This is a genomic window from Pedobacter sp. AC379 (assembly GCF_979258145.1).
The window spans coordinates 1,311,092-1,323,483 of sequence record NZ_OZ409839.1 but is presented as its reverse complement, the minus strand read 5'-3'; the positions used below and the strand labels follow the sequence as shown (position 1 = coordinate 1,323,483).

Genomic DNA, 12,392 nt, shown 5'->3' with positions numbered 1-12,392 from the left:
TTGAAACTACTCAAGTGGTTAACTGCATATGTTCAATTAACCCGTTAACCCAACTTAAAACAAACTATGGATATCCTTTTTAATCAGTTCAATGGTTAAATCGTATGGATTTTCATCAATACTGGCCATGTGCTGTAAAATTGCCTTGCTTAATTCAATTCCATTTGCATCAGCCGGCAAACCTTGCACTGCGTTGTTTACCATGGCTATGGTATCGTCTTTTAATTTACGCACCACAGTCCAGGTTACACTATCCACATATAATTGCTGGGTAATGTTATGCTGATATTCTGAACGCACTTCATTTAATATGCCTGCCTGCAACGTTGCAATGGCAATTCCTTGTTGATGAAGGCGTACAAGTAAGTTAGCAGGATTAATCCGATCGATAAAGATGATCAAACGTTCGTGTGCCTGTAAACGTAAGGGTAAAATATGGGCTTTACTCTCTTTATTCAATTCAATGGTTTTTAGGTTAAAGAAACGTTGGATATCGCTCTTTAAAATATAATAAACGGCCATTAATGCGGCGAAAATGCCTGCAAATAAGATCACTACATCAATTAAAATCTGTTGGGTATTCATAAGTATTGTTTATATACGGTAATATTAACGAACCGTTAAAAGCAAAAATGTGCATTATTATTTATATTTGTAACAGATAAAATTTAAATAACATGAGCACAACAGTTGATACAGCATTTGCACCAGTTACTTTTTCAGAAGGAGCAGCTAAAGAGTTATATAAATTAAAAGATCAGCAGGAGATCGGTGAAGATTACGGATTACGCGTTGGCGTAGAAGGCGGAGGTTGTGCCGGCATGAATTACATCTTAGGTTTCGATCAGAAAAAAGAAGGTGACCAGGAATATTTCATCGAAGGCATTAAAGTTTTTATGAACAAAGCACACCAAATGTATTTGATGGGCATGATGATCGATTGGCAGGATGGTTTAAATTCTCGTGGTTTTACCTTTGTTAACCCTAACGCAACCAGCACCTGTGGCTGTGGTACGAGTTTCTCGGCATAAATAAAATATTATTGTAACATATAGTGCAGTCCCCTTGTCTAAACATCGGGACTTTTTTTATTTTTACAAGCTTTGCCCGCAAACGCTTATCGCAATACTAAATGAATTACAGAGAAAACATCAGACTGGCACTAGAATCCATTAAGGGTAACCGCTTGCGTACCATGCTTACTGCCTTAATTATTGCCATTGGTTTAATGGCCTTGGTTGGGATTTTAACCACACTTGATGCTGTAAAGAAAAGTATGACTGATGCTTTTAGTAGCATGGGGGCCAACTCATTTACCATTAGAAACCGTGGTACGGGTATTAGGATTGGGAATGGCAAAAGGCCCAAACCGTTTAAAGCTATCCGTTATGAAGATGCTGTTAAATTTAAAGATAGTTTAAATACACCGGCAACTGTGGCTGTAAGTGTTTTCGCCAGCGGTGGTTCTACCATTAAATATGGAAGTTTAAAAACCAACCCCAATATAAATGTTCAGGGAATTGATGAAAACGGTTTGGCCTCACAAGGCTTAAATTTATCACAAGGTAGAAATTTCAGTGTTTCTGAAATACAGTTAGGAAGCAATGTTTGTATTGTTGGTGGTGAAGTGGTTGAAAAATTATTTAAAGATGCCGATCCACTGGATAAACTGATCAATGTTGGTAACAACCGTTTTAAAATTGTTGGTGTACTTGAGAAAAAAGGATCGAGTATGGGCTTTAGTGGCGATAGGGCAGTTTATGTTCCTTTGTTGAAAGCGAAACAGATAAATGCCAATGCAAATCCATCTTATACCATTACGGTTATGGTTCCAAGCAATGAAATGCAGGAAAACATTATTGGCGAATCTACCGCCTTATTCAGAAATATCCGTAAAGTTAAAATAAACGAAACCAATAATTTTGAGATCACAAAGAGTGATGCCATTGCGCAAACATTATTCGAAAACCTGGCTTTCGTAGCAATTGGTGGGGTGGCAATTGGTATCATTACCTTAATTGGCGCATCTATCGGACTAATGAATATTATGCTTGTTTCGGTTACAGAGCGCACACGTGAAATCGGAATCCGTAAGGCAATCGGCGCAAATCCTAAAGTAATCCGCCGTCAGTTTTTGATTGAAGCGGTAGTAATCTGCTTAATGGGCGGTGTGTTCGGGATCTTTTTAGGCATTGTGCTTGGCAATTTGATTTCGCTCGCTATGGGCGGCTCTTTCTTAATTCCATGGCTTTTTATTATTGGTGGCTTTATACTGTGCGTTTTGGTTGGGATTTTATCGGGATACTATCCTGCTAAAAAAGCATCAAAGTTAGATCCTGTAGAGGCGTTGAGGTACGAATAACCCCCAGCCCCTAAAGGGGAGTTAATTGCAGGGAGTATATAGCAACGGTAAATCTATATTTTACCCTTCGTTTAGTTCTATCCAAAGTTATTTAACTAACAAAATTAAAAACTGTTTTTTTAAAGATTTGCTATTACCGTCAGTGAAGCAAAGTCCCATTTAGGGGATTTAGGGGTCTAAAGAAACACGTTATTAAGTTGATGTTGTGTAAGCAGTTGTTGCATTAAAGGAGTACTGAGACTATCTTCAAGAGCAGCGGCATGTTTTAAATGGTGCATATCGCTACCCAAAAAATCAACCATATGGTTTTCAGCCATTTCTTCTGCTACTTTTTTCGCTCCCGAACCATAATATCCTGTTAAGGCGATGCTATTCATCTGCAACAAACAGCCGGTTTCTCTGATCTGGTGGTAACTTTCGAAAGAATGATAATAATAAGGATACCTTTCGGGATGGGCCAATACAGGTTTATATCCGGCATCCTGCATCATTTTAATAAAATCAATCAGGCTTTGCGGGGCATTGATGTAAGAAAGTTCGAACAACAGATAGTTATTGCCAAAAGTGAGCACCTCTTTTTGCCTGATTTTTTTTTCTAATGTTTCGTCAAGGTAATATTCGGCAGCAGCATCAACTTCTAAATCAATTTCTGCATCCAACAGGCCTTTTCTAAGCGTATCCAGGCCTCGGTTTATGGTATCGGGTGTATTGCGGAAATAATCGGCCATAATGTGTGGCGTAGCAATCAGCTTTTTAAACCCTAAAGTTTTAAATTTTCTGGCCAGCATTAAGGCATCTTTAACATTTTGGGCACCATCATCAATGCCTGGAATAATATGTGAGTGCATATCTGTTCCGATACCGGAAAAATTAAATTCGGGTGCTATTTTTTTCTTTTTAAATAATCCGAACATTATGGTAGGTTATAGCTTTAACTGATCTCTTTTGGCAAATTACTTGCCTCTGCTGCACTGGCTAATTTAGAGGAATAGATTTTATCGAGCAAATTATTTAAGTCTTCACTTAAATCGAACTGCAGATCTTCATGCAGTTTCTTAAATTTATTGATGGTTACCGCAACTGTTTTTAGGTAAAAAATGCTAAACAGCATCATAAAATCGCGGTAACCAAAAATTGATTTTTTATAATCGAAAGGAATGGCATTGAGGATATACAATTTAAGTTCTACCTCACCAACCGGATCTTTGGTAACTTTATAAAAGTGGTTAACCGATGTAATCATTTTCCTTACTTTTACCAATGCTTCTTTGGCATTCAGTTTTTTCAGTTCCGGAATCTGTTCTTCTACATCGGCTTTTATCCGTTCTTTCCGATCATCTAAATCGGTTTCATTTTCTAATAATTTATAATGAAGATGTTCTGTAAGCACTTTGTCTTTCGCCACCAAACGCAACAACAGCTTGTCTTTCTCTTTAAGAGGTAGTTCGGTTATGGCGGCTTTTAAATCTTTGTGCTCAGATAACTTCATTTAGAAAGGGTTAGCCTTAATGTATTTTTCCCACTCCCATGCCGAGCGCATCATTTCATTGATATCAAGATTGGCTTTCCAACCGAGTTCTTTGTTTGATTTTTCCACATCACCATATACCTTTACAACATCTCCAGCTCTTCTTGGTCCGATTTTATACTCAAGTTTTTCTCCGTTTACCCTTTCAAAAGCCGAAATAATTTCCAGTACAGAAGAACCTTTTCCGGTACCAATGTTGAAAACATCGTAATTAGCTGCTGCGTTGCCTTTTTCTAACTTTTTAATGGCAGCCACGTGTGCTTTTGCCAAATCAACCACATGAATATAATCGCGGATGGCAGAACCGTCTGGCGTATCGTAATCATTGCCATGTACTGTAATCGGGCCACGTTTACCAATGGCTGATTGTGTGATAAAAGGAACAAGATTTGCAGGAACACCGTTTGGTAATTCACCGATCAAAGCGGTTTCATGTGCGCCAACCGGATTAAAATAACGCAATGCGATCACATTAAGATCAGGAGTTACGGCAGCAGTTTCTGCTAAAATTTCTTCAGCAATCTGCTTGGTGTTTCCATAAGGAGACTCTGCTTTTTGTACTGGGGCAGCTTCTGTTACGGGTAAAGTTTCTGGCTGACCGTAAACTGTACAAGATGATGAAAATACGAAATCTATTTTTCTGTTGAATGAGGTTAAAAGATTAATCAGACTGTAAAAATTGTTTCTGTAATATTTTAACGGTTGCTCTACTGATTCGCCAACAGCCTTATAAGCTGCAAAGTGGATAATTCCATCAATGTCAGTATTGTTTTCTGCAAATTCCTGAACAGCTTTGGCATCCTGAAGATCGATTTCATGAAAATCGAACCATTTGCCGGTGATGGCATGAAGCTGGGTTAAAATTTTAATATTCGAGTTGGAAAGGTTATCGATAATTACAACTTCGTATCCTGCGTTGTGTAATTCTACTGCTGTGTGCGAACCTATATATCCTGTTCCACCAGTAACTAATATTTTTGCCATTTTAACGGTTAAATGTGGTAAAATCTTTATGCTCTATTTTCTCCAAAGCTTCTGGAGGCAATGATTTAAAATATTCGTATGTAATTTTTAATCCTTCTGCACGGCCTATTTTTGGCTCCCATCCCAGTATCTCTCTAGCCTTGGTAATATCGGGCCTGCGCTGCTTAGGGTCATCTTGCGGAAGTTCTTTATAAACAATTTTTTGGGTGGTACCCGTAAGTTTAATAATTTCTTCGCAGAATTGTTTGATGGTAATTTCATCAGGATTACCAATGTTTACCGGTTGTGCATAATCACTCATCAGTAAGCGGTAAATTCCTTCTATAAGGTCATCAACGTAGCAGAAAGAGCGTGTTTGACTTCCATCACCAAAGATGGTTAAATCTTCGCCCCTTAAAGCCTGACCAATAAAAGCGGGTAAAACACGGCCATCGTTAAGGCGCATTCTTGGTCCGTAAGTATTGAAAATTCTAATGATTCTTGTTTCTACCCCATGAAAAGTATGGTAGGCCATGGTAATGGCTTCCTGAAAACGCTTGGCTTCATCGTAAACGCCACGCGGGCCAACCGGATTTACATTGCCCCAATATTCTTCGGGCTGAGGGTTTACGTTAGGATCGCCATAAACTTCGGAAGTTGAAGCGATTAACATCCTTGCATTTTTATTCCGCGCTAAGCCTAAAAGGTTGTGTGTACCAAGCGAGCCTACTTTTAAGGTTTGAATTGGAATTTTAAGATAATCGATCGGGCTTGCCGGCGAAGCAAAGTGAAGGATATAATTAAGCTTACCGGGAATGTGTACAAACTTGGAAACATCGTGATTGTAAAATTCGAAATTTTCCAGCTTGAACAGGTGTTCGATATTTGCCATATCGCCTGTTATCAGGTTATCCATTCCTATAACATGATAACCTTCTTTCACAAAACGATCACATAGGTGCGAACCTAAAAATCCCGCCGCACCGGTAATCAATATTCTTTTTTGACCCATTTTAATCTATTAGTTTTCTACCTATGCTATTATAATAATAGCCAAGATCGATCATTTTTTGCAAATCATACAAATTTCGACCGTCGAAAACCACTTTATTTTTTAAAATGCCGTCTATCTTGTCAAAATCAGGGTTTCTAAACACCGACCATTCTGTTGCAATCAACAGTGCATCAGCATTTTCGAGTGCCTCATATTGGTTTTTAGCATAATGTACCTGATCGCCAATTATATTTTTAACATTTGCCATTGCTTCTGGATCAAATACGGTAACAGTAGCTCCGTTTTTAACCAGGGCATCAATAATGTATAAGGCAGGTGCCTCACGGATATCATCAGTTTCGGGTTTAAATGCCAATCCCCATAGGGCGAAATGTTTACCCTCTATATTTCCTTTATAGTATTTCAGTACCTTATCAACAAGGATGGTTTTTTGGCGCTCATTTACTTCCATAACCGATTTTAGTATCTGAAAATCGTAAGCATAATCATCTGATGATTTTACCAGTGCCTGAACATCTTTCGGAAAGCATGAACCTCCGTAACCCACCCCCGGAAAGAGGAAACGTTTACCAATACGGTCATCAGAACCAATACCTCTTCTTACGGCATCAACATCTGCACCTACCAGCTCGCAAAGATTTGCAACTTCGTTCATGAAAGTAATTTTAGTGGCAAGGAAAGAGTTTGCAGCATATTTGGTCAGCTCAGAAGAACGCTCATCCATAAAAAGAATCGGGTTACCCTGACGAACGTATGGGCCATACAATTCTGTCATCAGTTTTTTTGCTCTTTCGCTTCTTGTTCCTAAAACCACACGATCGGGTTTCATAAAGTCATCAACTGCTACTCCTTCCCTTAAAAACTCAGGGTTAGAAACCACATCAACTTCAACTGAGGTATTTGCTGCAAAAACTGCTTTAACTTTATCTGCTGTTCCAACCGGAACGGTTGATTTATTTACAATTACCTTGTATTCGGTAATCAGTTTGGATATATCTTTTGCGGCACCTAAAATATAAGAAAGATCGGCTGCACCATCTCCACCCGGAGGCGTTGGTAAAGCCATAAAAATAATCTGAGCATCTTTTACGGCATCGGCAAGGTTAGTGGTAAAGGTTAATCTTTCCTGCTCAATATTTCTGTGGAACAAAAGATCCAAACCAGGCTCATAAATCGGCACTTCTCCTGCCTGCATCTGTTTTACTTTTGCTTCATTAATGTCAACACATATTACATCATTTCCTGTTTCTGCTAAACAGGTTCCGGTAACTAAACCTACGTATCCGGTACCAATAACGGCTATCTTCATCTGTTAAAGTTATTTTGGCTGTATAAAAGCAATCATGATCTGTCTATTTATTGCGTTGAATGCTAGGCTAAATCGCGAGGGCTCCATATATTTTTAAGCTTTTTAAATATATTCGTTTTATCTTGGCACGAAGATATGAAATTACACTAATGCTTTTGCTTTACATAATCGGAATTCGGGTTTACACTTTGCTTATCAGGATATTTTCTTTATTTAATCCTAAGGCAAAACTGTTTATAAACGGACGTAAAAATGTTTATACACAAATTGTTCAAAAAATTAACCCTGCCGAAAAACATGTATGGTTTCATTTCGCTTCTTTGGGTGAATTTGAGCAGGGCCGGCCAGTTTTAGAGAAATTAAAAACCCTTTATCCCAACAAAAAAATAGTGGTTACGTTTTTCTCTCCTTCAGGTTACGAAATCAGGAAAAATTATGCCCTCGCGGATGTGTTTTATCTCCCGATTGATACTGCTGCCAATGCCAAACGTTTTATCACAAGCATTAATCCAGAAATGGCCATCTTTACCAAATATGAGTTTTGGCATTACTACTTTAAGGAACTGAAACAGCGGGATATTCCCTTGTATGTAATATCGGGTATATTTAGAGAGAGTCAGGCTTTTTTTAAATGGTACGGAGGTTTTTACCGCAATATTTTAAAATCGGTTACCTATTTCTTTGTACAGAACGATGAGAGCAAAACCCTGTTAAAATCAATCGGTTTAAATCATGTTACCATAAATGGTGATACACGTTTCGATCGCGTTTACGAAAATGCACAATCGCCGAAACAGCTTAGCATTATTGAAAGTTTTATCGGCAACTCTCCTACTCTTGTTTGTGGAAGTACCTGGCCGGAAGATGAAAAAATATTATCGGTTTTACCAGGTAAATATCCCGACTGGAAATTTATCATCGCTCCGCATGAGGTACATGAAAGCCACATTGAAAGCATTGAGAAACAGTTTCCGGTTAATAGTGTGCGGTATTCAATTTTTAGTTTGTCTGATCAAACGTTAAATGCCGAACACCAAACGCTAATCGTAAACAATATTGGCATGCTTTCTTCGCTCTATCAGTACGGAAAGGTAGCTTATATAGGTGGTGGTTTTGGAACAGGAATACACAATACGCTTGAAGCCGCCGCATTTGGTTTACCGGTAATTTTTGGCCCCAAATACGATAAATTTCAGGAAGCAAAAGATTTAATTGCGCTGGGTGCGGCTAAAAGCATCTCAACAGCTGATGCATTAATAAACGCTTTTGATAATTTAGCAGCAAATGGTAATGCAGCAAATGAAGCCAGAAAATATGTGGCAGATCAAAAAGGTGCTACAGATGAAATTATTTTGATGATTACGAAATCAGATCGGCCTTAGCAATTTCCTCCACAATTTCGGGGATACGCTGATCGATGGAAACCGTTACCACATCCTGTTCATCAGTTTGCGGCTCTTCCAATGTATCAAACTGGCTTTTCAACAAACTCGAAGGCATATATTGGTGAGATCGGTTGGTTATCCGATTGTGGATTAAATCAAAACTTCCTTTTAAATAAACAAAACGGATGGATACATTATCGGTTCTTAACAAATCGCGGTAAGCCTTTTTAAGTGCAGAGCAGGCAATGATGCAGGTTGTACCATGGGCAGCATGCTCGCGGCCAACTTTGGCAATCAGCTGTAACCAATCCAACCGGTCGGCATCTGTTAATGGAATACCGGATGCCATTTTATCTACATTGCGTTGCGAGTGCAGGTTATCGCCATCTATAAACTCGGCATTTAGCCTTGGTGCCAAAGCTTTTCCAATAACGGTTTTACCACTTCCAGAAACGCCCATCAAAATGATAAAATTTGCCATCATTAAAGCTATAATTATTTAACCATTCCGGCAAGTGCCTCAATAAACACCGGACTATCGTTTAAACTTTCTACCAGCTGAACATGTTCGCCACCTAAGGTTTTAAACTCTTCGTGGTATTCTACCGTAATTTCGTAAAGTGTTTCTAAGCAATCGGCCACAAAAGCGGGACTAAAAACCAACAGGCGTTTTTTGCCTTCAGCGGCTAATTTTTTCAGCACATCAGTAGTATAAGGCTGCACCCAGGGCTCCTTACCCAATCGCGATTGAAAACAAACGGTATATTGATCTCTTGTGAGGTTTAATTCTTTAGCAATTAACCTGGCCGTATCATGCCCTTGTGCAGAATAGCAGAATTTATTGGTATCGTTTAAGGTTTGACAGCAATCGGCAGTTTTTAAGCAGTAACTGCCGGTATGATCGCACTTTAACAACTGGCGCTCTGGCAAACCATGGAAACTGAACAATACATGGTCATAACTTTCTACATTATGCTTTTTCGCATTTTCTGCAAATACTTTAATCATCAATTCGTTATCGTGAAAAGAATTTACAAAAGATATTGGCGGAACTGTTGGCCACTTGCTTACCAGCTCCATAACCAGCTGCATTACCGACCCGGTGCTGGCCGAAGCATATTGCGGAAACATCGGAATTACCTGTATGCTTTCTACCAAACCTGCCTTTAAGTTGGCCAAGGCTGATGCTATGGATGGGCTTTGGTAACGCATGGCCAGTTCTACATGGTAATCGCTCCCTAATCTTTCTTGCAGCATTTTGGCTTGCAGCCTGCTATAATACAATAGTGGCGAGCCACTTTCATTCCAGATTTCTTTGTATAATTTTGCTGTTTTAGGACTGCGGAAGGGAACAATAATTCCTTTAACCAATAATGTTCTGTTTAATTTAGGGATATCAATTACCCTTTCGTCCATTAAAAATTGATCCAAGTATTTTCTAACGTCAGCCGTTGCCGGACTATCAGGTGTTCCTAAATTTACCAGTAAAATTCCCTTTTTGCTCATCTATACAAGAAATATGTTTTGTGCCGCTAATATCGGCTTTTTATTGCTTTTTACCTACGTTTATCATATGATTGCCGACATTTTTAGTCAGATAAATGTTATATAATATTGATTGATGCTATTGGTATCAATTGGAAATTCTCATGAAAGTTTCGCGCTATGCGCAGCGGCCAATCATGAGTATCATGAAACCTTCCTGCCGTGCGCAGCGGCAAATCATGAGTATCATGAAACCTTCCTGCCATGCGCAGCGGCAAATTATGAGTATCATGAAACCTTCCTGCCGTGGGCAGCGGCAAATCATGAGTTTTAGCTTAATTTTTGGTGTAAGTGTTTGATATTTTAAATTTGATGTAGGATGTTACCATCAGATTCCACAACCAAAATTATCCTTTTGTTTTATAAAGCTGCCACCAGGGCATGGCGGGTTTTTGATGGTGTTCTAAGTGATAACCGAAAAAGTAACAGGTTATGAAGGCGATAAAATGATTTTTTTGTAACGTGGCTGCATGGTATTCATTATCATGTTCGCCTTTGTGAGGTAGGTAGGTTCCGAAATAAAACAGCTGAAAAGTGCTTATCAGCGATGGAAGTACCCAAAACAACAGCAGGTTCTTTTGATCAATCCAAATTTTTAATACATTAAATGCAACCGCCATTATAACCAATTGAATTACCGTAACATAATTTAGCATAAAGCGGAAATACCATTTCCAAAAACCATGAGGGGCAAAATCAGGATCATCTTCGGTATGTACATGCCTGTGGTGCTGGTGGTGTTTGGCATATAAGCGGTTGTAAAAAAATCCTGCGTAAAGAAAAACAGCAAGGTAACCGATGAAATTATTTGCAGTTTTGTTAGCAGAAATTGTTCCGTGCATAGCATCGTGGGCTGTAATAAACAAACCGGTATATAAATGCATCTGAACAAAAACCATCAGGTAAACTAATGGATTGCTCCAAACAAAATCCCAGCTAAGCAAAAAATAAAGCGAAATAAACCAACAGGCAATTACGGTTAACGCAACCAGTATTCCGATATGTGGGTTTATAGTTTTCAAATTTCTATTATTTTAATAATGTGGTAGTCATCCGGAGCGAAGTGCAACGAATTCGAGAATCTATCAAAACAAATCTCTCCATTCACTGAGAGCCAGTCGGGATGAAAATACTACTATATAAACTATTATTAATTCTTTTGAGATCTTCTTACAATTTAATACTGCTCCAGCGAAGCTTTAACTTTCTCCATCAACCACATTGGCGTAGAGGTGGCACCACAGATACCCACTTTATCATTCTCATTAAACCAGGTTTGATTTAACTCTTCTACATTGGAAATGAAATATGAATTATCGTTATGCTTTTTACAAACATCATAAAGCACTTTCCCATTAGATGATTTTTTTCCGGAAACGAAAATAATTCTGTCGTAATGGCTTACAAATTCTTCGAGTTCTTCGTAACGGTTAGATACTTGTCTGCAAATGGTATCGTTGGCTTTAACTTCATAACCACGACTTAATAATTCATCTTTAATGTGGTAAAATTTATCGGTGCTTTTAGTGGTTTGACTATATAGGGTAAATTTAGCTGGAAGATCTACATTGTCTAGTTCGGCCAGATCTTGAAAAACAATCGCCTTACCATCTGTTTGCCCTTGCAACCCGATTACTTCGGCATGGCCATGTTTACCAAAAATAAGTACCTGCTCATCATCATCGTGTGAGTTTTTAATCCTGTTTTGCAGTTTAAGCACAACCGGGCAAGAGGCATCTATCAGGGTAAGGTTGTTTTCTAAAGCAAGCTGATAGGTTGAAGGGGCTTCGCCATGTGCCCTGATCAGCACTTTTTCATCCCTCAAGTTTTTTAAAACCTCGTGATCAATAATTTTTAATCCACGTTTGGCTAAACGCTCAACTTCTTCATCGTTATGAACAATATCGCCAAGGCAGTATAAATAACCTTCATTATCTAAAATATCTTCGGCCATTTCGATAGCATATACTACCCCAAAGCAAAAGCCTGATGATTTATCGATGTTAACCTGTAAGTTTAAATTGCTCATTTTTTTCAGGATTACTTATTTATCGTTGTAATGTTCCTTTGCAGAAATTATAAAAATTGTAATAATCTCTTCATTGATCCTATAGACTAATCTATCTTTTTATTTATTTGTTTGACCAGTAGCCAAAAATCAGATTTTAACTGTTCTTGTTTACGTACGCCTGATAAAGGATGAATGCTTAATTTTACAAATATTTGCTGAAGCTTCTTAATTGAAGCCCTAGCGCCTGATTTAAGAATGATTGCCAGTTGTTTTT

At 38.4% G+C, this 12,392-nt stretch carries 14 protein-coding genes; 4 read left to right on the top strand and 10 right to left on the bottom strand.

The window, feature by feature from the left end:
- Positions 1-54: 54 nt before the first annotated feature.
- The gene (locus ACZZZW_RS05840) at positions 55-585 is read right to left on the bottom strand and encodes a DUF7935 family protein (protein ID WP_055907905.1); all 531 of its coding nucleotides are present in this window, start codon (positions 583-585) and stop codon (positions 55-57) included.
- Between the two features lie 92 nt (positions 586-677).
- Here ACZZZW_RS05840 and ACZZZW_RS05835 point away from each other — a divergent pair, with 92 nt between their 5' ends.
- Positions 678-1,031: a HesB/IscA family protein gene (locus ACZZZW_RS05835; RefSeq protein WP_055907908.1), complete on the top strand. Its 354-nt coding sequence runs from the start codon at positions 678-680 to the stop codon at positions 1,029-1,031.
- A 101-nt stretch (positions 1,032-1,132) separates the two neighbouring features.
- A complete protein-coding gene (locus tag ACZZZW_RS05830) occupies positions 1,133-2,362 on the top strand; it encodes an ABC transporter permease (RefSeq protein WP_055907911.1) in 1,230 nt (409 codons plus the stop codon).
- 176 nt (positions 2,363-2,538) lie between these two features.
- Here the strand turns inward: ACZZZW_RS05830 and ACZZZW_RS05825 are convergent, their stop codons facing one another.
- From ACZZZW_RS05825 to ACZZZW_RS05805, 5 genes are read right to left on the bottom strand one after another with little or no spacing between them, the layout of a single operon-like run.
- Positions 2,539-3,276, bottom strand: a complete 738-nt coding sequence (locus tag ACZZZW_RS05825) for a tyrosine-protein phosphatase (RefSeq protein ID WP_463492553.1) — start codon at positions 3,274-3,276, stop codon at positions 2,539-2,541.
- A gap of 17 nt (positions 3,277-3,293) precedes the next feature.
- Complete coding sequence (locus ACZZZW_RS05820) at positions 3,294-3,851, bottom strand: hypothetical protein (RefSeq protein ID WP_055907917.1); 558 nt, start codon at positions 3,849-3,851, stop codon at positions 3,294-3,296.
- A complete protein-coding gene (gene galE, locus ACZZZW_RS05815; protein WP_463492552.1) occupies positions 3,852-4,874 on the bottom strand; it encodes a UDP-glucose 4-epimerase GalE in 1,023 nt (340 codons plus the stop codon). It abuts the gene before it with no gap.
- Position 4,875: 1 nt separating this feature from the next.
- Positions 4,876-5,865 carry a UDP-glucuronic acid decarboxylase family protein gene (locus ACZZZW_RS05810; protein WP_055907923.1) on the bottom strand — a complete coding sequence of 330 codons (990 nt, stop codon included), beginning with the start codon at positions 5,863-5,865 and terminating at the stop codon, positions 4,876-4,878.
- Between the two features lies 1 nt (position 5,866).
- The gene (locus ACZZZW_RS05805) at positions 5,867-7,177 is read right to left on the bottom strand and encodes a UDP-glucose dehydrogenase family protein (protein ID WP_463492551.1); all 1,311 of its coding nucleotides are present in this window, start codon (positions 7,175-7,177) and stop codon (positions 5,867-5,869) included.
- A 122-nt stretch (positions 7,178-7,299) separates the two neighbouring features.
- On the opposite strand from ACZZZW_RS05805, the gene ACZZZW_RS05800 reads away from it, so the two are divergent.
- Positions 7,300-8,559 (top strand): 3-deoxy-D-manno-octulosonic acid transferase, encoded by a 1,260-nt coding sequence (locus tag ACZZZW_RS05800; protein ID WP_463492550.1) that lies wholly within the window; start codon positions 7,300-7,302, stop codon positions 8,557-8,559.
- On the opposite strand, the gene ACZZZW_RS05795 is transcribed toward ACZZZW_RS05800, so the two are convergent.
- Together ACZZZW_RS05795 and hemH are read right to left on the bottom strand one after the other, a co-directional pair.
- Positions 8,537-9,046: a gluconokinase gene (locus ACZZZW_RS05795; RefSeq protein ID WP_463492549.1), complete on the bottom strand. Its 510-nt coding sequence runs from the start codon at positions 9,044-9,046 to the stop codon at positions 8,537-8,539. The genes ACZZZW_RS05800 and ACZZZW_RS05795 overlap by 23 nt on opposite strands.
- 11 nt (positions 9,047-9,057) lie before the next feature.
- On the bottom strand, positions 9,058-10,068 hold the full coding sequence (gene hemH / locus ACZZZW_RS05790) for a ferrochelatase (RefSeq protein ID WP_055907940.1): 1,011 nt from the start codon (positions 10,066-10,068) through the stop codon (positions 9,058-9,060).
- A gap of 143 nt (positions 10,069-10,211) precedes the next feature.
- Here hemH and ACZZZW_RS05785 point away from each other — a divergent pair, with 143 nt between their 5' ends.
- On the top strand, positions 10,212-10,406 hold the full coding sequence (locus ACZZZW_RS05785; RefSeq protein ID WP_463492548.1) for a hypothetical protein: 195 nt from the start codon (positions 10,212-10,214) through the stop codon (positions 10,404-10,406).
- 48 nt (positions 10,407-10,454) lie between these two features.
- On the opposite strand, the gene ACZZZW_RS05780 is transcribed toward ACZZZW_RS05785, so the two are convergent.
- Positions 10,455-11,129 carry a fatty acid desaturase gene (locus ACZZZW_RS05780; protein ID WP_463492547.1) on the bottom strand — a complete coding sequence of 225 codons (675 nt, stop codon included), beginning with the start codon at positions 11,127-11,129 and terminating at the stop codon, positions 10,455-10,457.
- 155 nt (positions 11,130-11,284) lie between these two features.
- Positions 11,285-12,136, bottom strand: coding sequence for a 4-hydroxy-3-methylbut-2-enyl diphosphate reductase (locus tag ACZZZW_RS05775; protein WP_055907949.1), 852 nt, complete (start codon positions 12,134-12,136; stop codon positions 11,285-11,287).
- Positions 12,137-12,392 lie beyond the last annotated feature (256 nt).